Source organism: Bacillus sp. AF62, from assembly GCF_050312695.1.
Classification (GTDB): domain Bacteria; phylum Bacillota; class Bacilli; order Bacillales; family Bacillaceae_G; genus Bacillus_A; species Bacillus_A cereus.
In genome coordinates, this window is record NZ_JBNPJZ010000089.1 from 1 (window position 1) to 25,306 (window position 25,306).

Sequence of the window (25,306 nt, forward strand, 5' to 3'; positions counted from 1 at the left end):
TCTCAGGATAAGCAACAAAGCGCTAAGCAAGGTGATTCCTCTCAGGATAAGCAACAAAGCGCTAAGCAAGGTGATTCTTCTCAAGATAAAAAACAAAATACTAAGCAAGATGAACCTTCTCAAAGTAAGCAACAAAGCTCTGGAGGTAATAGTATTTATGACTTTACAAAACCAGAAAAAGACCGTATTCATTCCCTACAAGATTTAATAGAGAAACTTAAAAAGTCTAGTGATTTTATTAATTACCATACATCTGACGATGAAACGATGCCTTATTGGATTTCTTACTATCGCCCTTCACTTGATGGAGAGAAATTACAGAAATATTTAATGCCTACTCTTTTAGAGAAACCTTGTGCTTCTCTAGAACAACTAAAAGAACATATTCCGATGAGCGGCATTACAATTACGAACGATTTACAAAAAATTGAGGATATGGTTTTAAAGGGGCATGCAATCATTCAATTAAATCAGCAAGATCAAAAATGTATGCTTGCAAACATTGCAATTGATAATTATCGTGCGCCAACCCCTCCTTTAAACGAATCAACTGTTATTGGTCCGCAAGAAGGTTTCGTAGAGGATATTGATACAAACATTAATTTAGTTCGAAAACGTCTTCCTGTTTTGGATTTACAAACAAAAGAAATGATTATCGGCGAGTTTTCCAAAACAAAAGTTGTCATGATGTATTTAGACAACCTCGCTGAAAAAGATAATGTAGATTTTCTAGAAGAATCATTACGCGCTCTTGAGTATGATCAAATTAATGATAGTGCTTATATACAAGAATTGATGGGTGAAAAATCAATCTTCCCTCTCTATATCAATACAGAACGCACTGATAGAGTTACAAAAGCACTAATTGATGGAAAAATCGCTATTTTCGTTGATGGTTCTCCAAGTGTTTTACTAACACCTGTATCCTATTTCGATTTTTTCATTTCACCAGAAGACTATAACGTCTCCTGGATGTACGCTACATTTTCAAGGATTTTAAGATTAATTGCCGTTCTATTTTCAATTTGCGCTACACCGTTATACGTTGCAGTTTTAAATTATCATTATGAACTTATTCCAAGTGATTTACTTGAAACTTTGATTTTATCAAGGGCACAAGTACCATTCCCACCTTTAATTGAAGCGCTCTTTTTAGAACTTGCAATTGATTTATTAAGAGAAGCCGGCGCAAGGTTACCAATGAAAGTTGGTCAAACGCTCGGTATTGTAGGCGGTATCGTAATCGGGCAAGCATCTGTACAAGCTGGTTTAACGAGCAATATTTTATTAATTATCGTTGCCTTATCAGCACTTGCTTCCTTTATTACACCTATTTATAAAATGGGTAACGCTGTTCGATTACTACGCTTTCCTTTTCTTATGTTTGCAGAAATAGGCGGATTGTTCGGGATTTCTCTTGGATTTATCTTCTTATTTACTCATCTATTCAGGCTTACTTCTTTACGCAAGCCGTACGCTTTGTTTTATCCAACAAGACAACAATCTGTTAAAGATTCTTGGATTCGTTTTCCTTTAACAATGATTGATACAAGAGATGTACAAGCAAGGCCACAGCATGTAAAAAAAGCAGCGAAAGGAATTTCAACAAAACATAGATCAGACTTTGATGATTAAGAAATGAGGTGCATTCGATGAGTAAAGTTCAAGAAAAATATCAAATATCTCCTGTCTTTGTTTTCTTCTTAATTCACGGTGCACAGTTCGGTGCTGGAGTTCTCGGATTCGCTCGAATTATCGCAAAAGCCGCTGGATACGACGGCTGGATGGGAGTTATAATCACAGGAATTTTCATCCATATTATTATATGGATGATGTATGTCTTATTAAAAGAAACAAATGGGAATTTAGTTGATTTACATCGGCAAACATTTGGAAAATGGCTAGGAAATGGCATTAGCATCATCTTTATGGCTTATTTTTTAATCGTTAGTATTTCAGTCATCCGAACATATGTTGAAATTATTCAAGTATGGATGTTTCCTACCGCTTCCACCTTTATGTTAACACTCTTTTTATGCTTAGTTAGCTATTACATTATCTCTTCTGGATTTCGTGTCATTACCGGTATTTGCGTCATCTCTGTTGGTGGTACATTAGGATATTTATTTCTAAGCTTATTCGTTTTGAAATATTCACATTGGGATAATTTACTACCTATATTCACACATTCTTTTTCAGACATTTTAAAATCCGCTCAACTGTCAATCTACAGTATGACCGGTTTTGAGATTTACCTCATGGTGTATCCATTTGTGAAAAAGCCTATGCAATCTCATAAATACGCTCAGCTTGGAGCACTATTTTCAAATCTTCTATATCTATTTAGTACCCTTTTAGCCTTTGCATTTTTTAGTGAGAAGCAATTGTTAAAAACAATATGGGCACAACTTTCTATGACCCAAGTCATTCAATTACCATTTATAGAAAGACTCGAATATATTGCAATTTCAGGCTATGCACTCGTTATTATTTCAAGTTTTATCCTCCCTTTATGGGCGTCAATGAGAGGAACTCATGAAATATTCCGTGTAAAACAAAGGGGTGTTTTAATTGCTTTTATCTTTATCACTCTCATTGTTTCGCAACTTTTAACAAACAGACACGATATTAATAACTTTATTAGTAATGTATCAAAAGTTAGTTTTTGGCTCATTTATGTATACATCCCAATCCTATTTATTATTGTGTGGGTGAAAAGAAAATGGAAAAAATCAAAAGCACAAGTAAATTAATACTTATTTCTTGTATAACATTCTTCAGTCTAACTGGATGTTTACAAAAAAATATTATCGATGATGTACAACTTATTCAAGGAAGCGTTTTTGATGTCGCAAAAGATAATAAAGTAAAAGTGACATTCGTTTGTCCCATTCAGAAAAAAGGAAATAAAGTTCAAGTTTTTGAAGGCAGTGCAAATGCGGTAAAACAAGTAAAAGCAGACACATCTTTAGAGTCTTCTCAACCATTTGCTAGCGGACAAATGCGTGTCGCTCTATATACAATAAGGCTTGCCAAAAAAGGAATGTCTACTTCATTCGATACATTACTTCGAGATGTGAATATAGGGAACGCTCTATATGCTGCTTTATTAGATGGGAATGGTACTGAACTTTTAAAAGGCAAATATTCGACTTCATACAACGTTGCCATTTATATAAAAAAATTGCTAGAACATAACATGGAGACCGGACCTTTACCAGCGGATAATCTACATATAGGAGCATTTCGCTATTACCAAGAAGGAAAAGACTACTATATTCCCATTCTAAAGAAGCATGGTGATAAAATAAAAATTACCGGAATTGGCCTTTTTAAAAAGGATAAATATATCGGTAAAATTGCGGAAAAAGATATGTTCATATTTAAAGGACTATTAGAGAAACATAAATTAGATTCACATGAATTTAAAACAGATTCTGCGTACGTAATGATTAATAATATTCGTTCTGTTCCAACTTACGATATAAAAATTAAAAACGGAAAGCCTTCTTTTTTCATTCATGTTCATCTTGATGCACGTATTCAAGAACTATCGAAAGCAATTAACTTGGAAAATAACAAGAACACAAAAAACATTGAAAAAAACGTCCAAAAACAATTGGACATACAGGCTTCCAAATTAATTAAGCAGTTTAAATCTTTAGGCGTCGATCCTCTCGGGCTAGGTGCAAAGTATAAGCAACATTATCGCCCATTCAAATTAGAAGAATGGAGACAAATGTATAAAGATGTTCCGGTTCATATAAAATACACCGTAAATATTACAAATTCTGGTGTCATTGAATGAGAAATGATTGAACTCCTCTCTCCAGCATGATACAACGGAGAGAGGAGTTTTTTATTATTAAATAGAGAGAGAAGATATTTATGGGGGAGCTTATGTCTAAAAAATTAGTAAAGCCTATTTTAAATGGTATTTTATTTCTCGGCGTCTTTTTATTTGCTCATACATACTTAAAAAATGTTTCCTTCACACGTTATTTACTTGTCGTTATACCAATGTTACTGGTCGGTATTTTTGGCATCGATCTTATTTCATCCCTTTTAATAAAAAAAGAAGAATAACGAGCGAACATCTTATTTCCATAAGATGTTCTTTTCATTTCATAATCACCTTATGTTACAATAAACTTCGGCATAACGTAAGAAAGGATGAAACAACATGACAAACGAAAAAGGTTTAGATAAAGGATACGAACTTGTTGCGAAAATGCATGAAGTATTCGGACATCCTGTGACAAATACTCCAATAAAATTAACAGAAGAGCGTGCAAAAATCCGTGCGAGTTTTATGCAAGAAGAACTAGAAGAATTTCTAGAGGCAACGACTGTTGAAGATCAATACGATGCACTGATTGACCTTATTTACTTTGCATTCGGCACGTTTGCAGAAATGGGCGTACGTCCAGATAAAGGATTCGAAATTGTAAACAACGCCAACATGGCAAAACTATTCCCTGATGGGAAGCCTCGATTCCGTGAAGGCGATGGCAAAATTCTAAAACCAGAAGGCTGGCAGGCACCAGAGCCGCAACTTCGTGCTGAAATTGAACGTCAGCGTCAAGAAGCTGAAAAAAACTGCTAGGATTTCCTAGCAGTTTTTTATTATGTCTTTTTTCTGCCAATCATTAATGACCCACGTGCCCCGCGTGTCCTGCCGCTCCACTAATACTAGCTGCTCCTGCTGCTGCCCCTGCTCCTCCTGCTCCAATTCCACCTGTCCAAGGAGAAGATTGTTGCTGTTGTTGATATTGCTGATATTGTTGGTGCTGTTGGTGGCCTTGATGACCGTGTTGACCGTGTTGACCGTGTTGACTGTGTTGACTGTGTTGACTGTGTTGACTGTGTTGACTGTGTTGACTGTGTTGATGGTGTTGACCTTGGTGGTGATGTACTTGTTGCCCCTGATGACCATGGTGGCCATGTTGACCTTGATGATGATGTTGACCATGGTGACCATGTTGGCCTTGATGCGTTTGATAAAGAACAGCTTGCGGATGAATGTGGTGGTGTCCGTGGTGATGTACTTGTTGTTGGTGATGACCTTGCTGGTGATGATGGCCTTGGTGACCGTGTTGCCCTTGATGGTGGTGATGTCCATGGTGGCCATGTTGACCTTGATGGTGGTGATGTCCATGGTGGCCATGTTGACCTTGATGGTGGTGATGTCCATGGTGGCCATGTTGACCTTGATGGTGGTGATGTCCATGGTGGCCGTGTTGACCTTGATGGTGGTGATGTCCATGGTGGCCGTGTACTACTTGCGGATATCCACCTACTCCTCCTGCTACAACACCTACTCCCGGTACAGGAAATCCTGTCTGTACTCCTCCAACGAAAGATGGAAATGCAGTTGGTACGCCTACTGATACTCCTCCTGCTGCTCCGCCAACAAATGTCGGGATTCCAGTTTGCACTCCGGCTACCGATGATGGAAATCCTCCTGTTAATGTTGGAATTCCAGTTTGTACACCAGCTACTGATGTAGAAAAACCTCCAGGTGTTCCGCCCATCCAGCTCGGAATTCCACCGTACCCTTGTTGTCCTCCTCCCATTAACATCATTTGTTCATAACTATCCGATCCACCCCCAAAGAAACCATGTGGTGCATTATTGTCGATCCCTTTCATTCCTTTCACCTCTTCTACTCAATTTTACCTACCTTTTTTATCATATTTCCTAGTGAAGAATAGGTGTTTGTCTTTATAAGAATTCCTCAACAAACAAATTAAAGGAAAAGATGCGAAACGTCTTTAAAGTAAAATTTTTTATAAATTGAAAACTTATATAAAAGTGATCCAAAGATTATTTTTTACACAAAAAAGCTCAGAGTATACATACTCTGAGCTTTCATTTAGAATAAATTAGTTTGCAACAACGTTAACAAGTTTTCCAGGAACAACAATTACTTTACGAACTGTTTTCCCTTCAATTTGGTCTTGAATTGCTTCAAGTGCAAGTTGTTCCATTTCTTCTTTTGATGCGTCTTTACTCATTGTTAGTTTTGCGCGAACTTTACCCATAACTTGAACAACGATTTCAACTTCATCTTCTACAAGTTTAGACTCATCAAATGTTGGCCAGCTTGCATATGTGATTGTTTCATTGTATCCAAGTTTGCTCCATAGCTCTTCCCCGATGTGAGGTGCAACTGGTGCAATCATTTTTACGAAACCTTCTACATATTCTTTCGGAAGTGTTTCAGCTTTGTATGCATCGTTGATGAATACCATCATTTGAGAAATCGCTGTGTTGAAGCGAAGTTCTGCATAGTCTTCTGTTACTTTCTTCACTGTTTGGTGGTAAGCTTTTTCAAGTTCTTTATTTGGTGCATCAGTAATTTTCTCACTTAATTCACCGTTATCTTGAACGAATAGACGCCATACGCGGTCTAGGAAACGACGAGCTCCGTCAAGACCATTTTCAGACCAAGCGATTGAAGCATCTAATGGGCCCATGAACATTTCGTATAGACGAAGTGTATCTGCACCGTGGCTTGCTACGATATCATCAGGATTTACAACGTTACCTTTTGATTTACTCATTTTCTCGTTGTTTTCACCTAGAATCATACCTTGGTTGAATAATTGTTGGAACGGTTCTTTCGTTGGAACTACACCGATATCGTATAATACTTTATGCCAGAAACGAGCATATAGTAAGTGAAGTACAGCGTGCTCCGCCCCGCCGATATAAATATCAACTGGAAGCCATTGTTTTACTTTTTCAGGATCTACAAGTGCTTCGCTATTGTTTGGATCGATGTAACGTAGGTAATACCAACAGCTACCAGCCCATTGCGGCATTGTATTTGTTTCACGACGACCTTTTTTACCAGTCTCAGGATCTACAACATTTACCCACTCGTCAATGTTAGCAAGTGGTGATTCACCTGTACCTGAAGGACGGATGTTTTCTGTTTTCGGAAGAACTAATGGCAATTCTTCTTCTTTCACAGCTGTCATTGTGCCATCTTCCCAGTGAATTACTGGAATTGGCTCACCCCAGTAACGTTGACGGCTGAATAACCAGTCACGTAGACGGTACGTTACTTTTTGATTTCCTGCGCTCGTTGCTTCAAGCCATTCAATCATTTTTGCGATTGCTTCTTCTTTATTTAATCCATCAAGGAATGCTGAGTTTACGTGTGCACCATCACCTGTGTACACTTCTTTCGTAATATCTCCGCCTTTTACAACTTCCTTCATTGGAAGATTAAATACTGATGCGAATTCATAGTCACGCTCATCGTGAGCTGGAACTGCCATTACAGCACCTGTTCCGTAAGTTGCAAGAACATAGTCAGCGATCCAGATTGGTAATTTCTCACCGTTTACTGGGTTAACTGCGTAAGCACCAGTGAATACACCAGTTTTCTCTTTCGCAAGTTCTGTACGCTCTAGGTCACTCTTCATTTTTACAGCGTTAATGTAAGCTTCTACCGCTTCTTTTTGTTCTGCTGTTGTAATTTCTGCAACAAGTGCATGTTCCGGAGCAAGTACACAGTATGTTGCACCAAATAGTGTATCAGGGCGCGTTGTGAACACCGTGAACTTCTCGTCTGTACCGTCGATATTGAAGTGTACTTCTGCACCTTCAGAACGACCGATCCAGTTACGTTGCATATCTTTTAAGCTTTCAGGCCAATCAAGCTCATCTAGATCTTCTAATAGGCGATCTCCGTAAGCTGTAATTTTTAACATCCACTGTCTCATCGGACGACGCTCAACTGGATGTCCACCGCGCTCACTCTTACCGTCAATGATCTCTTCGTTTGCAAGTACTGTACCAAGTGCTGGGCACCAGTTTACAGGTACTTCATCAACGTAAGCTAAACCTTTTTCAAATAATTTCAGGAAGATCCATTGTGTCCACTTATAGTAGTTTGGATCTGTTGTATTTACTTCACGGTCCCAATCGTAAGAGAAACCTAATGATTTAATTTGATTACGGAATGTATTAATATTATGCTCTGTAAATTCTGCTGGGCTGTTTCCAGTATCAAGTGCATATTGCTCTGCTGGAAGACCAAATGCATCCCATCCCATTGGATGAAGAACGTTATACCCTTGCATACGCTTCATACGAGATAAAATATCTGTCGCTGTATAACCTTCTGGATGTCCTACGTGTAAGCCTGCACCTGATGGATATGGGAACATATCTAGTGCATAAAATTTTGGTTTTTCTGTCTCATCTGGCGTACGGAATGTTTTATTCTCTTCCCAGTACCCTTGCCACTTCTTCTCAATTTCTTGATGATTAAAGCTCATGAGATACCCTCCTTGAAATTCTGTTTATTTTCACCGCCCAAAATACAAAAAACCTCTCATCCCTAGAAAGGGACGAGAGGTTATAGATTCCCGCGGTACCACCCTAAATTAATGTAAAAATATACATTCGCTTAGATCCGTAACGTGGATTAACGGCAATTGCTACTATTAGTTTCACAACTGCAACTCAAAGGCGAGTTCATAACGAAACGTGGATTGACTTGCACCGACCGTCAACTCTCTAAACCAGCTTCTATTACTACTACTCCTTCTCACTGTTATTACACATATAAGTTAAGTGAACTATCCTTCACCTAGTATCTCTTAAGAGCTTACTTAAAGCGAGGACTTCTCGGTTAATCGTTACTCTTAATAACTAACGAATTCATCTTAAGACAGCCGAGCTATCTCCCTTGTTCTAAAGGTTGTTTTATTTAAATATATTCTAAAACATGTGAACATGTTCCGTCAAACTAAACTGCAATTTTTTCTTCAACTGTTTCTTCTACTTTTACTCGTTTATCATAAATACTCGTTGCTATAAGCGCTACTACAAGCATTACCATGATTGCTATAAACAATACTTCCATATTGTATAAATCCACAATTGCTCCGCCAACGACCGGCCCGAACATTTTCCCTACAGTCGCCGCACTATTTACGACCCCTTGATAAAACCCTAATTTATCTTTTGGTGCAAGTATATTTGCAATCGTTGGAACCGCAGGCCATACAAATAGCTCACCAATTGTTAATGTTACCATCGCAACGAGGAACATCGTAAATTGCTGCGCTTGACTTAACACAATGAATGACGCCGCAAAAATGAAGATTCCAATCATAATTTGCTGTTTTAAAGAACGCTTCATCCAACGAATTAGCATACTAACAAGTGGCTGCGCACAAACAATCATCGCTCCGTTTATCGTCCATAATAAACTATAGTGACGAAGGCTAATATTCAATTCTTGCATATGTGTTGCAATCGCTCCTTGCCACTGTACGTATGTAACCCAGCATAAAGCATATGCTACACACACGATAAGAAGTGCTTTAAATCCAGGTGTAAGTGACCACCCTTTTTTCGTTTCGACTTCTTTTTGCACTCCTGGCTCTTTCTTGTCTTCCATACCACGGAATCCGATAAAAGCAATTAAGAAGAAAACAAAGTATAAAATAAAGTTCGCTAAGAAAATATAATCAAAACGATATGAAGCAACTAAACCACCGCACGCTGTTCCAATCGCAATACCAACGTTTTGTCCAACATACATCGCATTAAACGCTCGTCTTCCGCCCTCTGGCCAAACCGTACCAACCATCGCGTACATCGATGGGAAGACCATCCCAGAACCGAAGCCGATTAACGCTAGCCACACAACATATAACGGCCAACCGTGGAAGAACACAAGACCTAAAATCGATACAAGTGTAATGACAATCCCTACTAAAATTGATTTATAACCGCCCCATTTATCAAATAAAACACCGCCGAGCAAGTTTCCGATTACACCAGTAAGCGAGTTGATCATTAATACCATTCCGGCCACAGATAAAGATTTGCCTAGGTGATCATGCAAATAAATTGTATTAAAAGGCCATAAAAAAGAAGCACCCGTGACATTAATAATCATCCCAGCTACTAATAGCCATACTTTCCTTGGCATAGTTTCCCCTCCTATTCTATTTTTTTCGTTCATATATATAACAGTAAAATTGTAGTCGTTTTTAAATAGGAAGGCAACTGATTAATAGTTGATGAAATTCAGATAATGGTTTGACGGTAAATGAAATTATATTTATCCCTGCTTGAAAATATATCAGCGATTTTGGAAATATGTCGACCGCAACTCAAAATAGATCAGCGATTTTTCAATTATATCGACCACAACTTGAAATATATCAGCGATTATTAAAATATATCAACTTACCGACAAAAAGCGACAACAGTAACAATATATAAAAGGGTAGACTGCATGAAATTTTCATGCAGTCTACCCTTATTTATACTATCCAACTTCTTTTTCTCGCTTCGCACTTTCTTTAGCGCTCCATTTAAATATTTTATCTAATAAGGAATATATTCTCCCAGATTCTTTCGTTAACAAAGGTCCTAACGATGCTAATATTAAAACATACAAAGCTGAGAATGGTTTAATCGTTGCCATTAAGCCGCCCGCAATTCCAATATTCGCGACGATAATGGAAAATTCTCCGCGTGATACAAGTGTTAAACCGATATTCGTAGAAGCCTTATGCGATAACCCAGCTTTACGCCCCGCTACCATTCCAGCAGTAAAATTACCGATAAGAGTAATGAAAACTGCTCCTAATGCCAACCACACTGCTCCCCCAAGCGAAAATGGGTCTATACTTAAACCGAAGCTGAAAAAGAATATAGCTCCAAAGAAATCACGAAATGGAACAACGAGCTGTTCAATTCGATCACTATGCTCTGTTTCAGAAAAGACGAGCCCCAATAATAATGCTCCAATTGCCTCCGCGACATGAATCGTTTCTGAAAATCCTGCTACAAAGAATAAAATAGCGAATATTACGATAATGAAAATTTCATTGGACGAAATATCTAACATTTTATTTAAGAATCGTGTAGCTTTTCTAGCAACTACAAAGAATAGTAGCATATACCCTACTGCGATTAAAATAGATGTAAGAGCACCTACAAATGACGTTGCCCCTCCGAGTACTAATCCTGAAACGACTGATAAATATACTGCTAAAAAGATATCATCAAACATAATGATTCCTAAAATTAGCTCCGTCTCTTTATTACCAGATCTTCTTAAATCAACAATTACTTTCGCAACAATTGCACTCGATGAAATTGTTATGATCCCAGCAATAATTAATGTTTCTAATAAGGGGAAACCCATTATATATCCGTAAAGTAAACCTAATATAAAATTAAGCGATATATGAACAGTTCCCCCAAAAGCAATTGATTTTCCTGATTTAATTAATTTTTTAATTGAGAATTCTAAGCCTAAATAGAATAAGAGGAATATAACGCCAACACGGCCGAGGAAGGAAATAACTTCTCCGCTTTCAATAAATCTTAAATCGATAAGCCCTAAATCTGGCGCATGTGGCCCCACTAGCATACCGAGTATAATGAGAAACGGAATAATCGAGAACTTTAACTTTGCAGCGAGAATAGCTGCAAAAGCGACTAATACTAACGCAGTCCCAACTTCAAAGATTAAAGTATCCATCGATTATGAATCCCCTCCTACTGAAAGCAACTCATTAATAATTCTTTTTACTTCATGTCTTTCGCCTGATAATACGAGCATATCGCCAGCTTCAATGATAGAATCTGGGCCTGGATTAAAGAACTTCTTCATATTCTTTTTCAAAATGGCAATGATCGTTACATTATATGTGTTTCGGACATGTAAACTACCAATTGTTTTTTGTACGACTGGTGCATTATTTTCCACCTTAAACCACTCAATTGATAATCCTTCAAAGGCCATTTCAATCGTATCTAAAGCTTGTGGCCTATATACCATTCCGCCCAATATAGCTGCAATTTGTCTCGCTTCGGAATCACGAAGAGAGACGCTTGAAATACTCTCCTCATGATCAGCATCAAAATGGTACATTTCTCTTCGGCCATCATCATGAATAACGATAACCATCTTTTCATTACCTTTTGTAATCACTTCAAACTTACATCCAATACCCGGCAGTTCACTCTCTCTAATATTCATATTTTCCGCCTCCTAATTTTTTTAGTTACGGCTTTTATAAATCGACATCAATCTCCGTTTTAAAGGTTTCATCCTTTGAGATGCCTAAATACTTTAGCGTCTCTGATGGAGTCGCGTGATGGAAATGTTTTTGCAATAACGCAATCGCTATCCCTCTTTTGTACGCATGAAATCCAAACGTTTTTCGCATTGAATTTGTTCCGATCTTACCAACAACTCCAACTGCTTCTGCAGCATTATGAATTACACGATACGCTTGTTGGCGCGTAATTGAATTTGGCGTTTTATTAGATTGAAATACGTAATTTTCTCTTTTAACGCCAATAGATTGTACGTAATCTAAAAGCGCTTCTTTTACTTTTGTATTTAAATAAATATCTTGTTTAAATTTTTCATCTTTCACAGGAAGAGTATAAAACTCTTTAACAGTCCCGTCTTCATTTAATACATCTTCAAATTTCATACTAAGTAGTTCTGTAATTTTTAATCCTGTGTTAATTCCAATAACAAATAAAAGATAATCTCGCTGGGAGTGCTCTTTTAAATATTTTTTCATAGCCTCAATTTGGCTTATATCTTTTAATGCCTCTACAACTTCCATACATGTATTCTCCTCATCTTATGAACGGTAATTTTCTCATTATGTTGTCCATTTTACCTTATCATGCTATGAGATTTCCATGTGTTATCCATTATTTTCACAATATACTCAGGTGGTTCTGAAAACTTTCAATGTGGAAACTTACGATTGTATAAATACGTTGCGGTAAAAAAATGTGGGGATAAAAGTTCAGCTTCTTTCTACAGATTGGATTCCTCCTTTCCTTATACAGCTACTTCTACTTTTATATTACGTTACTTATTTACATTATATTATATATTTCAGTAACATTAAAGTGTTTTTTCTGAAAATAATAAAAACCGAGCGTTTTTGCTCGGTTTTTATTATTAATCTTCTTTCGGAAGAACAATTCCTTTATACAATTGAACTGTAATAAGGTAATAAATCGTGTAAATAACTACGAAAATTACGATTGGTATCCAAATACGGAAGTACGGATCGACTAAAATAAATCCGAAAATATTCATACCAACTAATACGTGAGCGATACCCACAATTGCTGGGAATAAGAATACTAAGAATAACTCTTTATAAATTGATTTCGTTAATAATTCACGGCGTACACCGATTTTACGGAGCATTTGATAACGCGTAATATCTTTTGATGCACCAGAAAGAATTTTAAACATAAGACAACTTGCCATCATTGCTAAGAAAGCAATTCCAAGGAAGAAGCCCATAAATACTGTTCCACTCGCAATACCGTAGAACATGTCATACACTTGATATTTACTATTCATTTGCTCAGCTTTTACATTTTTATATTTAACTAGCTGCAACTCGTCAATTTTTTTCCATTCTTTTGTGTATGCTACGAAATCGTCTGTTTTTCCAGTAAATACGATTCCCTCTTTACCATTTACAGTATCGTACATTTTTTGATCCACAATTTTAATAGCACGATCTTGGTATATATAATATGGTTGGATTGTTCTAAATACCTCATCCCATTCTTCAGGCATTGCTTTTTCATTTTGATCTTGCTCTGATCTCACTCCTGCTACTGTACCTACTGGAGCTTCTCCTGAAACTTCTTTATATTTACCGAAACTTTCTTTACCCACACCATCTCGAATAAATGGCTTATGTTTCTCTAAATCTTCTTTTATATAATAAATATATTTGTCGTCTACTTTATAACGGTACTCAGATTTATTTTTGAATGATATACCATCTAAAATTTTCTTCTCTTCAGCCGTAGGATTATGAACAATCGAATCATAAATTTCAAATCCATCAACCGTTTTGATAACGTTATTTTTAAACGCCATACCACCTGAAATCGCACCAGCTCCAAGAGCAACTAACATCGCTACTGTTGCAAGTACTTTCGTTAAGCTATTAATACGGAAATTTAATTGTGCAAATGTAAAAGCATTAAGTCCTTTTTCACTACGCTTTTTATTACTTTTTAACTTTTTAATAATGACTGGAAGAAGTGATCCAAATAGCATGTAAGTACCAGCTGTTGTTGTAATTAATGCAATAAGGATTCCCATCTCTCTTAATTTTTCCATATAAATCATTGATGCATAGCCAATTCCTAATAAAATAACCGCTAGGAATGCAACTAAACCTGTCATTTTTCCTTTTACTGCAACACGTTCTGTTTGTGCATCTGCATGTACAAGTTGCAATACAGAAATACGAGATAATTTAATACTATTCATAATTGCTGATAATACAAATAGTGCAAAGAAGAAAATGCAAGTAACTGTCATAGATGGAAGGTAAAACGATTTATAGCCTTCACCAGCAAATTCTAATTGTTTCATTAATAATTGTCCGATACCCTCTGCAAGTCCTACACCAACTATAATACCAATCGCAAGAGACGCAGCGCCTAATACGATTGTTTCAATAAACATAAGTAATGTAACTTTATGCTTTTTTGCTCCTAACATCATATACATACCAAACTCTTTTTGACGAAGAGATAGTAAGAAAGAGTTCGCATATAAAATATAGAAGAACGTTATAATAGCGAGTAAAAATGAACCTGCTTGGAATACAAATCCAATTGATTGAATAACTGAGTTAGATTCGATAAACGTTTTATTCAGCGCTAACGTTTGAAACATATAAAAAATTGAGATAGACATGACAAGACCGACAAGTAATACGATATAATCTTTCAGCTTACTTTTCAGCCCTGACATGGAAAGTTTGAATAACATGCTCTAGAACCTCCTTTCTTACGCTTTTTGTGTACCTAAGTCCGCAAGCACATCTAAAATTTCTTTATAAAACTCTTCACGTGTACCGCCGCGGTGAATTTCTTTATATAGCTCACCATCTTGAATGAATAAAATGCGCTGACAGTAACTTGCACTATACGGATCATGTGTAACCATCATAATAGATACGCCTTGATCTTTATTTAAGTTTGTCATCGCATCAAGTAAACTCGTTGCATTTTTAGAATCAAGCGCTCCTGTTGGCTCGTCCCCTAAAATAATTGCAGGCTCATGTACTAACGCACGTGCTGCTGCTGAACGTTGTTTCTGTCCACCAGATACTTCAGATGGATACTTTTGAAGAATTTCTGTAATCCCTAACATATCCGCTACTTTTTCTACTTTCGGTCCAATATTACGTGACGCGACACCTTGAAGAGATAATGGAAGTGCGATGTTTTCATAAATAGATAAGTTCTCTAATAAGTTAAAGTCTTGGAAGATGAATCCTAATTTTTGTGAACGGAAATCAGAAAGCTCACCTTGCTTCATTTTCGTAATATCCGTACCCGCAATTTCAACAACGCCGCCCGTTGCTTTATCAAGCGTTGAAATTACATTTAATAATGTCGTTTTACCAGAACCAGATGGTCCCATAATTCCAACAAACTCACCCTCTTGAATTGAGAATGACACACCTTTTAACGCGTGTGATTGGTTCTCACCTTTTTTACCGTACACTTTTTGAACGTTTTTCACGTCTACAACTGGTTTCGTCATATATATCCTCCTACGCTTGTTTTTCCATTACCTATTTTGCGCCTTTTGGAGGTGAACTGCTATTTGTTAACATTACATTTACCTTACACTTTTGTAATATAAAAAAGGTGTGCTTGTAAGTTTGGCTTTTACTACTTTTAATATTAGTGACATATTGAGTCGGCAAATGAAATTATATCAGCGATTTTCAAAATATATCGGCACAACTACAAAAGCTGAAAATAAAAATAGGCTGTTCCACAAAAGGAACAGCCTACTTCTCTCTTTATTTCTTTAAAGGTGTTACCGTCCAGTACGTAATAACACGCCAAATCCATTCTAATGGACCCATTTTAAAGATTTTCATCCAAATTACGCTACATACAATTTGAATTACATAAATTGCAATACACACATATAACGTCTGCATGTAAGTTAAGTTTTCTGCAAAGTTAAATACACTTCCTGCGATTAAAATCATTGCAGTTTGTCCAATATAATTCGTTAAAGCCATTCGGCCATAATACTTCAGTGGTGCTAACAATGTTTGAACTGATTTTAATTGAAGTAATAAAATTAATGCTCCAACATAGAAAGCTGAAATAATCGGTCCAACTGTAACACCAATTTTTAAAAATTGGCTTGCAGCATTCATTGTTCCATCCTCATTCTCAAGTATCATATTTATAAATGGTTCAGCAGGAACGTGCCCATATTGATACCATACAGCTATGACACTTAAAACAAACATAATACCTGTAAAAACAGCGACTTTCTTTATATTTTGCGCAAGGTTTTCAAATACACGATATTGTCCTGCAGCAAGCCCTAATAAAATTAAGCCAAGTGGTAATAGTTCTTTAACTCCCATTACACTGAAGGCAATTGTCAAAATAAGTCCTAGTACTAGGTTCACTTCTTTTTTCGCTTTATAAAACGGTAAAACGATTAACCCACAAATTGCGGAAACTTAGATAAACCTTTAAAAAATCGCTTAAAAGCTTTATCTCCATTCATAATCGCTTGTTTTACCGCTTTGCTCGACACTTCTTTAATCCACTGGTCACACTCTTTTGTATGAATGTTGTTTAGCCATTTGGAAAAGTCATAGCCACTAAGAAATTTCCCCTCCGACTCATATGCCTCTTTATTTTTAGAGATATACAGGTTATATACATATCGACACACCCCAATAGTTTGACGGATTTTACTAATTTGTTCAGTTGTCGATTTGATTTCTATTAAATATGCTCTTTTCATAAGTCTCCATCCTCCGACATTTTCTTTTTGTATTTTCTCAACCCATATATTCTACAGCTAAATACATGAATGATAGATATTAAATCCTGAACAAGTTCTTCTTGAGGAGATAGTTTTTCATTGTTAACAATCATAATTTCCACTTCCATTTTATGAAGAAACTTTTCAAACCAATCATATCCAAAACGTACAAATCTATCTTTGTGTGCAATGATGATCGTCGAAATGTTTCTTTCCATACAACTGTCAATCAGTTTATTCCACTGTTTTCTTTTGTAGTTTAATCCGCTACCAATATCTTTGATAACTTCATCTACAATTATCCCTCGTGTATTTGCGAAACTCAACCTGATTTTCTAAATCATCTTTCTGACCTGGATTTGAATAACTACTTTGCCTACTTTTGTCTATGTTTTTGTTTACTGTTTCTTTCTCCTTGTCCAAAATTTAATCCTCCCTTACTCTACTGGAAAAGGACAATTACAACTATCGGCAAACCTTACAGGAATCTTACATTATTTTCATATAGCAAAATAAAACCAGGTCATATTTCGACCTGGTTTACTCTGATTGTTTTGATTTTTGAGGTTGTCCTTTTTTACTATTACGCTGTTTTACTTGAACAATGGGATCAAGTTCATTCGAAAACTCAGCGTTATGTCCATTTTGTGTTTTTTGCTCTGGATTATTTTGATCTGAACGTTTCGCCATTACATTCACTCCTTCTTAGTGCGGTTAATAATCATTTGATGTTGCAGTTGGCGAATTGCCATGCGTGCTCTATTTAATTGCTCACGTTGCTCATCATTCGCATGTTGTTGCATCGTTTGTAAATCGTTATACGCTTGTTCTAATTTTAACTGCGCATCTGAATACTCCATCGTATTGTAATGCTCTTGTCTCATGCCTTGGTCTAATTGTTCTTTCGCATATTCCACAGCTTGTTCCGCTTGTGTAATATACGATTCAAGTGATTGACGCTCTGCCATAATTGTCCCTCCTTGCTTCAATTCTCCTTTAGTGTGTCCCTTCCATCTCTACCTTATGAGTATGTTATAATGGATTTTGTTTCATTTTGACTCGGCTTAGGAGGGAAAGTAATGAAGGTTCAAAACCCTTTTCCATATACAAACGACAATAAACGTTATCATACATGGAATTATCATTTACGAAATGAATTTGGTGAAAAAATCTTTAAAGTTTCATTAGATGCTGGCTTCGATTGCCCGAACCGTGACGGTACAGTTGCTTATGGCGGTTGTACATTTTGCAGTGCTGCTGGATCTGGTGACTTCGCTGGCGATCGCCGCGATGATGTTATAACGCAATATCATGAAATGAAAGAAAAAATGCGCTCAAAGTGGAAAGACGGAAAATGTATCGCTTATTTCCAGGCGTACACAAATACACATGCACCACTTGAAGTGTTAAAAGAAAAATTCGAACCGCTTCTAGCAGAAAAAGACGTTGTCGGTCTTTCTATTGCGACTCGTCCAGATTGTTTACCGGACGATGTTGTTGAATATTTAGCGGACTTAAATAAACGCACTTACCTTTGGGTTGAACTCGGACTACAGACTGTTCATGAACGTACTGCAAATCTTATTAATCGCGCTCACGATTATCCGTCTTATGTGGAAGGTGTAAATAAATTACGTAAGCACGGCATTCGAGTTTGTTCTCATATTATTAACGGCCTTCCACTTGAAGATTACGACATGATGATGGAAACAGCTCGTGAAGTAGCGAAGCTTGACGTACAAGGAATTAAAATCCACTTACTTCACTTATTAAAAGGAACGCCAATGGTGAAGCAATATGAAAAAGGACAACTCGAGTTCCTTTCTCTTGAGGATTACGTAAGTCTCGTTGTTGACCAACTTGAAATTATTCCAGAAGACGTAATTGTGCACCGTATCACAGGTGACGGTCCACCTGATTTAATGATTGGCCCAATGTGGAGCTTAAATAAATGGGAAGTATTAAATTCCATCGATGCAGAATTTGTACGCCGCGGAAGCTGGCAAGGAAAATATGCAAATGAGGAGAAACAAAAATGAAATTAGAACGTGTATTACCGTTTGCTCGCACTCTCTTGCAAACAGCAGTAAAAGAAGGCGATTACGCTGTAGATGCAACACTCGGCAATGGGCATGACACTTGCTTCCTAGCTGAAATCGTTGGAGATAACGGAAAAGTATTTGGATTTGATATTCAAAAAGAGGCAATTGAAAGCTCAACAACTCGTCTAAAAGAAAAAGAACTTTTCGAACGTACTGTTTTAGTTCACCATAGTCACGATACACTTCTATCCGTATTACCAGAAGATGCAAAAGGAAAAGTAACAGGCGCAATTTTCAACTTAGGTTACCTTCCAGGCGGAGACAAGCATATCGTTACAAAACCGAACTCAACAATCTCAGCGATCGAACAATTATTAGAAGTAATGGCACCTGAAGGTATCATCGTCCTTGTTATTTACCACGGACATCCAGAAGGACAAGTAGAACGCGACGCTGTGCTTACATTTGCTGAAGAACTAGACCAAAAACAAGCACACGTACTGCGATACGGCTTCATTAATCAACAAAATAACCCGCCATTTATTGTGGCGATTGAGAAGCGATAATATATCAACGATTTTTCAATTATATCTATCGTAACTCGGGATATATCAACGATTTTTTCGATATATCTATCATAACTTACAATATATCAACGATTTCTCGGATATATCGATTGTTCGACAAAACATAACAAAAAAAGACGTGCATTCACTGCACGTCTTTTTTTATTTCCCTATATAATGGATATAAATATTCTTAAAGGAGACGAAGCAATGATCAGAATACTAGCAGGAATGGGTCCAAAATCAACTGGGCCATTCGTCGATACAGTTGTAGCAAAGTGCCAAACAATATACGGAGCAAAGCATGATATGGACTTTCCTCATATGATGATTTATTCGTGCCCAACACCGTTTTACATGGATCGTCCTATTGATCACGAGACGATGAAAAAAGCGATTATTGAAGGGGCACAAAAACTTGAAAGTACTGGCGTAGACTTTATCGCTATGCCGTGCAATACAGCGCATCTTTATTTTGAAGAATTACAGCGTTCGCTTTCTATCCCGATTTTAAATATAGTCGATGAAACGTTACAAGCAATTCCTGAAAATACAAAAAAAGTCGCTCTTCTCGCAACAGAAGCAACTGTTCAAGCTGGGATTTACCAAAACGGGATTGCAAAACGTAATATAGAGTATATTCATCATGAAAAATGGCAGGAAATGATTAATCAAATCATTACTTATATTAAATCTGGGGAGGTTGAAGAAGCTCGCGAATTGTGGAATGCGCTCGTTTTACAATTGAAAGATGAAGTTGATACCGCTATTATCGCATGTACCGATTTGAATGTAGTGGCAAATGAGGATTTTGTTGATTCCGCTCAATGTCTTGCTGAGGCGGTTGTTGAAATGTATTTATCAAATAAGAAGAAACATTTATAAACATTGAACACCTTCCTTTTGAAATGTGTTTTATGTTTGTTGAAACCCCTAAAAACTTTTAACTTTCTTCACAATTCTTTCAAAGTAATCACACTTAATCTCGCTATATTAAATAAGTAGTTATTCATATAGGGAAGGTTAGGGGAACTGAAAGTATGAAACAAAATCGTTCGCTTCATTACATTTTTTGGCGTTGGCATTTTTATGCTGGGCTTTTTATTACGCCGCTTCTTATTACGTTGTCACTGAGTGGAATTGGGTATTTATTTCGGGAGGAAGTTGAAGATTTCATCTATAAAGATTTATATTTTGGGAAGAGTGCTCAAACAGAATCTATTTCGATGTCTGATTCTATTTCCTTAACAGAGAAAAAATATCCACATTATAGCGTGGCGAAAATTAGTGAGTTTAATGGGGATTATAATACGAGACTTACCATTGCAAATGAGTATACTGGGCAACAAAAATATGTGTATTTAGATAGTAATAATCAAATTGTTGGGGATCAAAATGCAAGTGAAACGTTTGCCAATATAATGAGGGAATTACATAGTTCTCTTTTAGTTGGTGGCACTGTCGTCAACTATACTGTAGAACTTGCAGCATGCTGGACAATCTTTTTAATTGTAACCGGATTGTACATGAGTATACGCCAATTTAAAAACACACCATCATCCAATAAGCGAGAAAAAGCAAAAAGACGTCATTCTATTATCGGTATTATATTTACAATTCCTCTCTTTCTGCTAATCGCATCTGGATTGCCATGGTCAGGATTTATGGGGAACCAAATTTATAAAATCGCATCGTCAAATGAATCACTCGGATATCCAAAATTGTACATGGCTCCGCCTGAATCAAAGGTAAAAGAACTGCCGTGGGCAACAAGAAAAGAAGCTCCTCCTGAATCGAATTCAAATGAACCGAAAGCAATTTCTGTCGATGAATTACAAAAAGGAATTGAAATAAAGAAGCCATATGTTATTTCACTACCAGCTGATCCGAAAGGTGTATTCACTGTTTCGAAATCGAGCGGTTCTGGTATTACAGGGATGCACGTTGCACCAAGTGAAGAGATAACAGCTTACTTTGATCAATATAGCGGGGAACTCATTTCAAAAACGGACTACCGTGATTATGGATTACTTGCACAATGGTTCACTTACGGTATCCCGCTTCATGAAGGACATTTATTCGGATGGCCAAATAAAATATTATGCTTACTAACGACATTATCTCTATTACTTCTTATTTATTACGGAGTAAAAATGTGGTTAGCAAGAAAGCCAAAAGGAAAATTAGCAGCACCTCCAAAGCAAAGAGATAAGAAAAGTATATTCGTTTTCTTTATCATGATGGTTATATTAGGCGCTGTCATGCCTTTATTCGGACTATCTGTTTTAGTTATTTTTGCAATTGAACTTCTTATATATGTATTTTTAAAAATACGATCATAAATAAAAAGCATTTGTACCATCGTGTACAAATGCTTTTTTATTTACTATTTTCTTTTTTTCTACCACTTATTAAAAAGACAATATCTACTATAATAATTGCGCCAATTATTACTTGTGGCACGTAATCCATCACAGTAGGACCACTTGGCCTATTCATCATCATATACATTCCAGTTACAAATGAAATGGAATGTAGCACAAGTAATGTTACTTCAATATTGTCATATAGCTTTTGAAACAATCGCTTCATTTCCACCACCAACTTTACCATATTATAACAAAAAACCACTCTACATGAGTGGTTTTCTTCATCACTGCGCTGTTTTTTTTCGGTACATCTTCCCGTTCCAATAGAAGAATCGTGAAGTGAGGCCTCCGTACTTTACAATGCGCCGTGCCATTTTGTGCATATTCTTTTGTGCTGATACTTTTTGATCTGATAAATAAATACCAAGTAACCCTCGGCTTATGAGACGATGAAACTTCGCATGAGGCAAATCACCAATGCTCTTCTCTGCTTCTTCTACAAAGTGTTTCATACGATCTAATATAGCTTGCTCGTTTTCATAATAACTACAGAAATTCAAATCCCCGCCTATGCGGTCTTCTTCTTGATCGATGAAATAATCAAGTAAAATGTGAAGTCCTTGTACGTAAGGAAAGTATCCTTGTCTAATTTTCGCAATATCTTCATCATGTAATTCATCATGAAATGCATATGCTACAAGGCAGAAAATTCCAAGTGTAGAACCGGCACATGCTGAAAATTCAAACCAGCTCATCTCAGGTAAGTTTTCTTTATGTGCTTCAAACCAATTTTTCAGGCGCGGTTCTCTTTCTTCTAACTTCACGTGTTTATGAATTTGTAAATCACAATAATAACAAGCAAGTTCATGAAGAACAGGAGCAATTTTGTCATAGTGCTTCGTTTTCTTTAAAACATCTTGGCACGTTTCAACAAGTTCATCTAAATAACCACCATCATCTTGATCATCACGGTAACGATAATAATTACCGCCACCTTCCACTTCAGGTGATAGTGCCATTAACATTGATTCATGTAGCGCGGCAAAATCATTCGGATCAAGTGATGTACTGCGATCACATAAATTATCTAGATAGTCACTGATTGTTTGATACGCTACGATAAAACGAATACATTCCTCTCGGTGTTCATTTGCTAGCAGTGATAAAATGCCACCACCCTCACAATGAAACGTTTTATGCTCAATACTTGCGATTGCCTGACTATGAAGCTCATCATTCGGAATATGGTAGGCACGCTCTTTCCACATCGCTAGCTCATGGTGTACAACCGGAAACACATCACGGTATACTTTCGCCATGAGCGTTATGGGATTACTCGGTACGTTCACTTCTTCCTTCATCTCCTCTATTAAATGTACAAATAATGATTTATTTGTTTGTTTTTACTATATTATTGACATGTATTTCAGTAAATGACTGAATATAATTCAAAATTTCATCACGCTCATACTCATTTAATAACTCGTGATAACAATTCGGCCATTCTTTATATGCCTTATCACCTATTTTAACATTATCAAACCACATGCGGACACGTGTTTTATCTACAAGTTTATCCTCACATGCTTGCATTAGCAAGAGCGGAACGTCTGGAAAATCGTCTATTTTTTTATGAGCAATTTCGATAGACTTAATCAATTCACTATACCAACGTACTGATACTTTGCGCAAGAACAATGAATCATTCTCCATTGCATCTCTCACTTCATGGTTACGTGTTGACATTTCCACCGTAAGATTCGTTGCAAATTGCAATTTTGGAGCCACAACATTTAATATTTTTGAAGCAAATTGAAGCGGAGCAGAGGGTCCAGTCACTACCCCTAAACAAGGCGAACTCAAAATAATACCCTCTACATCTTCTCTCTTCGTTTCTTGCATCATACGAATGACGATAAGACCACCCATACTATGACCGAATAGAAAAATAGGTAATCTATACTTTCTTGCTTCTTTCACCCATAATTTGACTTCCTCTATGTATTCATCAAATGAATCAATATGTCCTCTATTTCTTGAAGTCGTTCCATGTGACGGAAGGTCCCCCATCACGACGTGGTAGCCGATGTGATTCCACATTTCCGCAACGGCTTCGTAACGTCCGTGATATTCCATTGCGCCGTGCACGATAACAATGACAGCTTTTGCTTCCTCTGCTTCATAATTCCACATACGGACCTCCTCCATTTCACTCTTTCTCATAATTTGATACACTAAAACTAGTCTCTAGGAAAGGAAGACTTTACATGATATATCCTTACAAAGAAAAAAATCCGAAAATTGCGAGTAGTGCTTTTATCGCTGACTATGTTACGATTACAGGCGACGTTTCCGTTGGCGAGGAATCAAGTATTTGGTTTAATACAGTCATCCGTGGTGATGTGTCATCAACAATAATTGGAGACCGAGTAAATGTACAAGACCAATGTACACTCCACCAAAGCCCTCAGTATCCTCTTATTTTAGAAGATGATGTTACAGTTGGACATCAAGTTATTTTACATAGCTGTCATATTAAAAAGGATGCTTTAATTGGAATGGGATCCATTATATTAGATGGTGCTGAAATTGGCGAAGGAGCTTTTATCGGCGCTGGAAGCCTCGTTTCACAAGGAAAGAAAATTCCACCAAACACGTTAGCTTTCGGTCGCCCCGCGAAAGTCATTCGTGAATTAACAGAAGAAGACCGTAAAGATATGGAGCGTATTCGTACGCAGTATGTTGAAAAAGGTCAATATTATAAATCACTACAAAAATGATTTTACTGCTGCCATAATACTGGCAGCTTTTTTTATATAAAAACTAACTTTTTCTTTACAAAACATTATTACTCCCTCAACAAAATCTTATTAAAATAAAAGCTAATATCTCCATATATATGTAAACGAGGGAGGAGAATTTTCATGAAGGTCAGTGGATTATATAAAATAGAATGTTACATTTTTAAAGGAATTAATCGCTACTTTGATCAAAAAACGTTAAATATCTTTTTCAGCAATATTACCCATATCGGTGGTGCTACTTTCTCCATTGCACTTACACTTTTCTTTTTAATTTTTGCAAAAGGGACTTTACACCAAGCAGCAATCGCTGCTGCTATTTCTTTAGCAATTAGCCATATTCCTGTACAAATATTAAAAAGGTGGTATCCACGAAAACGTCCGTATTTAACAATTCAGGATGCGAAATATCCAGTCCATCCATTAAAAGACCACTCTTTCCCGTCTGGTCATACAACAGCCGTTTTCTCTGTCTTCATTCCATTTATTTGCTATAATCCAAGCTTACTTGCTTTCCTATTACCGTTAGCATTATGCGTCGGTATTTCACGTATTTATTTAGGACTTCACTATCCGTCAGATGTATTCGTCGGTATGTGCCTTGGCACTTGCTCTGGCATCATCTCTTTTTATCAATTCATCCCAATTTTCACATAAAGGA

At 36.7% G+C, this 25,306-nt stretch carries 24 protein-coding genes, 3 pseudogenes and 1 other annotated feature; of the genes and pseudogenes, 11 read left to right on the forward strand and 16 right to left on the reverse strand.

Going from position 1 to position 25,306, the window contains the following annotated elements:
• From ACQRBL_RS23705 to ACQRBL_RS23725, 5 genes are all read left to right on the forward strand, one after another.
• Window positions 1-1,635: spore germination protein (locus tag ACQRBL_RS23705; protein ID WP_142926172.1), on the forward strand; the 1,635-nt coding region annotated here is incomplete at its 5' end.
• Between the two features lie 17 nt (window positions 1,636-1,652).
• Window positions 1,653-2,753: a spore germination protein gene (locus ACQRBL_RS23710; RefSeq protein ID WP_000049082.1), complete on the forward strand. Its 1,101-nt coding sequence runs from the start codon at window positions 1,653-1,655 to the stop codon at window positions 2,751-2,753.
• On the forward strand, window positions 2,723-3,808 hold the full coding sequence (gene gerHC / locus ACQRBL_RS23715; protein ID WP_411995744.1) for a spore germination protein GerHC: 1,086 nt from the start codon (window positions 2,723-2,725) through the stop codon (window positions 3,806-3,808). Before ACQRBL_RS23710 ends, gerHC begins: the two co-directional genes overlap by 31 nt.
• 92 nt (window positions 3,809-3,900) lie before the next feature.
• Window positions 3,901-4,086, forward strand: coding sequence for a hypothetical protein (locus ACQRBL_RS23720; protein WP_000038781.1), 186 nt, complete (start codon window positions 3,901-3,903; stop codon window positions 4,084-4,086).
• A gap of 97 nt (window positions 4,087-4,183) precedes the next feature.
• Window positions 4,184-4,606 (forward strand): haloacid dehalogenase, encoded by a 423-nt coding sequence (locus ACQRBL_RS23725; protein ID WP_023523207.1) that lies wholly within the window; start codon window positions 4,184-4,186, stop codon window positions 4,604-4,606.
• A gap of 43 nt (window positions 4,607-4,649) precedes the next feature.
• Here the strand turns inward: ACQRBL_RS23725 and ACQRBL_RS23730 are convergent, their stop codons facing one another.
• The 13 genes and pseudogenes from ACQRBL_RS23730 to ACQRBL_RS23790 all read right to left on the reverse strand — a co-directional run bounded on the left by ACQRBL_RS23730 (window position 4,650) and on the right by ACQRBL_RS23790 (window position 17,835).
• Window positions 4,650-5,651, reverse strand: coding sequence for a hypothetical protein (locus ACQRBL_RS23730; RefSeq protein WP_411995743.1), 1,002 nt, complete (start codon window positions 5,649-5,651; stop codon window positions 4,650-4,652).
• Between the two features lie 234 nt (window positions 5,652-5,885).
• The gene (gene leuS, locus ACQRBL_RS23735) at window positions 5,886-8,294 is read right to left on the reverse strand and encodes a leucine--tRNA ligase (RefSeq protein ID WP_000009460.1); all 2,409 of its coding nucleotides are present in this window, start codon (window positions 8,292-8,294) and stop codon (window positions 5,886-5,888) included.
• A gap of 65 nt (window positions 8,295-8,359) precedes the next feature.
• Window positions 8,360-8,579, reverse strand: a binding site (T-box leader).
• 188 nt (window positions 8,580-8,767) lie between these two features.
• On the reverse strand, window positions 8,768-9,961 hold the full coding sequence (locus tag ACQRBL_RS23740; RefSeq protein ID WP_001137538.1) for an MDR family MFS transporter: 1,194 nt from the start codon (window positions 9,959-9,961) through the stop codon (window positions 8,768-8,770).
• Window positions 9,962-10,303: 342 nt separating this feature from the next.
• A complete protein-coding gene (locus ACQRBL_RS23745; protein WP_000380176.1) occupies window positions 10,304-11,527 on the reverse strand; it encodes a cation:proton antiporter in 1,224 nt (407 codons plus the stop codon).
• 3 nt (window positions 11,528-11,530) lie between these two features.
• Window positions 11,531-12,028, reverse strand: coding sequence for a cation:proton antiporter regulatory subunit (locus ACQRBL_RS23750; RefSeq protein WP_001026053.1), 498 nt, complete (start codon window positions 12,026-12,028; stop codon window positions 11,531-11,533).
• A 34-nt stretch (window positions 12,029-12,062) separates the two neighbouring features.
• Entirely contained in the window at window positions 12,063-12,629 is a 567-nt protein-coding gene (locus tag ACQRBL_RS23755) for a tyrosine-type recombinase/integrase (protein WP_000454210.1), read from the reverse strand.
• Between the two features lie 347 nt (window positions 12,630-12,976).
• Window positions 12,977-14,827, reverse strand: a complete 1,851-nt coding sequence (locus ACQRBL_RS23760; protein WP_000897806.1) for an FtsX-like permease family protein — start codon at window positions 14,825-14,827, stop codon at window positions 12,977-12,979.
• A gap of 18 nt (window positions 14,828-14,845) precedes the next feature.
• Window positions 14,846-15,607, reverse strand: a complete 762-nt coding sequence (locus tag ACQRBL_RS23765) for an ABC transporter ATP-binding protein (protein WP_000165837.1) — start codon at window positions 15,605-15,607, stop codon at window positions 14,846-14,848.
• Window positions 15,608-15,872: 265 nt separating this feature from the next.
• A pseudogene (locus ACQRBL_RS23770) lies at window positions 15,873-16,550 on the reverse strand (DUF418 domain-containing protein); the annotation flags it as partial.
• Window positions 16,544-16,846: pseudogene (locus ACQRBL_RS23775) on the reverse strand (helix-turn-helix domain-containing protein); the annotation flags it as partial. The pseudogenes ACQRBL_RS23770 and ACQRBL_RS23775, both read right to left, overlap by 7 nt.
• A pseudogene (locus tag ACQRBL_RS23780) lies at window positions 16,843-17,293 on the reverse strand (IS607 family transposase); the annotation flags it as partial. The pseudogenes ACQRBL_RS23780 and ACQRBL_RS23775, both read right to left, overlap by 4 nt.
• A gap of 114 nt (window positions 17,294-17,407) precedes the next feature.
• Window positions 17,408-17,557 carry a hypothetical protein gene (locus ACQRBL_RS23785; protein ID WP_001129340.1) on the reverse strand — a complete coding sequence of 50 codons (150 nt, stop codon included), beginning with the start codon at window positions 17,555-17,557 and terminating at the stop codon, window positions 17,408-17,410.
• A 5-nt stretch (window positions 17,558-17,562) separates the two neighbouring features.
• Window positions 17,563-17,835, reverse strand: coding sequence for a YtzC family protein (locus ACQRBL_RS23790; protein ID WP_411995742.1), 273 nt, complete (start codon window positions 17,833-17,835; stop codon window positions 17,563-17,565).
• Window positions 17,836-17,946: 111 nt separating this feature from the next.
• On the opposite strand from ACQRBL_RS23790, the gene ACQRBL_RS23795 reads away from it, so the two are divergent.
• From ACQRBL_RS23795 to ACQRBL_RS23810, 4 genes are all read left to right on the forward strand, one after another.
• Entirely contained in the window at window positions 17,947-18,906 is a 960-nt protein-coding gene (locus ACQRBL_RS23795) for a TIGR01212 family radical SAM protein (RefSeq protein WP_000868033.1), read from the forward strand.
• A complete protein-coding gene (locus tag ACQRBL_RS23800) occupies window positions 18,903-19,475 on the forward strand; it encodes a class I SAM-dependent methyltransferase (protein WP_063548832.1) in 573 nt (190 codons plus the stop codon). Before ACQRBL_RS23795 ends, ACQRBL_RS23800 begins: the two co-directional genes overlap by 4 nt.
• A 210-nt stretch (window positions 19,476-19,685) precedes the next feature.
• A complete protein-coding gene (locus ACQRBL_RS23805) occupies window positions 19,686-20,360 on the forward strand; it encodes an aspartate/glutamate racemase family protein (RefSeq protein ID WP_411995741.1) in 675 nt (224 codons plus the stop codon).
• A 155-nt stretch (window positions 20,361-20,515) separates the two neighbouring features.
• Entirely contained in the window at window positions 20,516-21,817 is a 1,302-nt protein-coding gene (locus ACQRBL_RS23810; protein WP_000812669.1) for a PepSY-associated TM helix domain-containing protein, read from the forward strand.
• Window positions 21,818-21,854: 37 nt separating this feature from the next.
• Here the strand turns inward: ACQRBL_RS23810 and ACQRBL_RS23815 are convergent, their stop codons facing one another.
• The 3 genes from ACQRBL_RS23815 to ACQRBL_RS23825 all read right to left on the reverse strand — a co-directional run bounded on the left by ACQRBL_RS23815 (window position 21,855) and on the right by ACQRBL_RS23825 (window position 24,037).
• Window positions 21,855-22,067, reverse strand: a complete 213-nt coding sequence (locus tag ACQRBL_RS23815; protein WP_023523214.1) for a hypothetical protein — start codon at window positions 22,065-22,067, stop codon at window positions 21,855-21,857.
• Window positions 22,068-22,128: 61 nt separating this feature from the next.
• Window positions 22,129-23,193: a tetraprenyl-beta-curcumene synthase family protein gene (locus ACQRBL_RS23820; RefSeq protein ID WP_001102474.1), complete on the reverse strand. Its 1,065-nt coding sequence runs from the start codon at window positions 23,191-23,193 to the stop codon at window positions 22,129-22,131.
• A 40-nt stretch (window positions 23,194-23,233) separates the two neighbouring features.
• Complete coding sequence (locus ACQRBL_RS23825; protein ID WP_025118653.1) at window positions 23,234-24,037, reverse strand: alpha/beta hydrolase; 804 nt, start codon at window positions 24,035-24,037, stop codon at window positions 23,234-23,236.
• Between the two features lie 74 nt (window positions 24,038-24,111).
• Between ACQRBL_RS23825 and ACQRBL_RS23830 the strand changes: the two genes are divergently transcribed.
• Both ACQRBL_RS23830 and ACQRBL_RS23835 read left to right on the forward strand, forming a co-directional pair.
• Window positions 24,112-24,624: a gamma carbonic anhydrase family protein gene (locus ACQRBL_RS23830; protein ID WP_097961156.1), complete on the forward strand. Its 513-nt coding sequence runs from the start codon at window positions 24,112-24,114 to the stop codon at window positions 24,622-24,624.
• 144 nt (window positions 24,625-24,768) lie between these two features.
• Window positions 24,769-25,302: a phosphatase PAP2 family protein gene (locus ACQRBL_RS23835; protein WP_097961157.1), complete on the forward strand. Its 534-nt coding sequence runs from the start codon at window positions 24,769-24,771 to the stop codon at window positions 25,300-25,302.
• Window positions 25,303-25,306 lie beyond the last annotated feature (4 nt).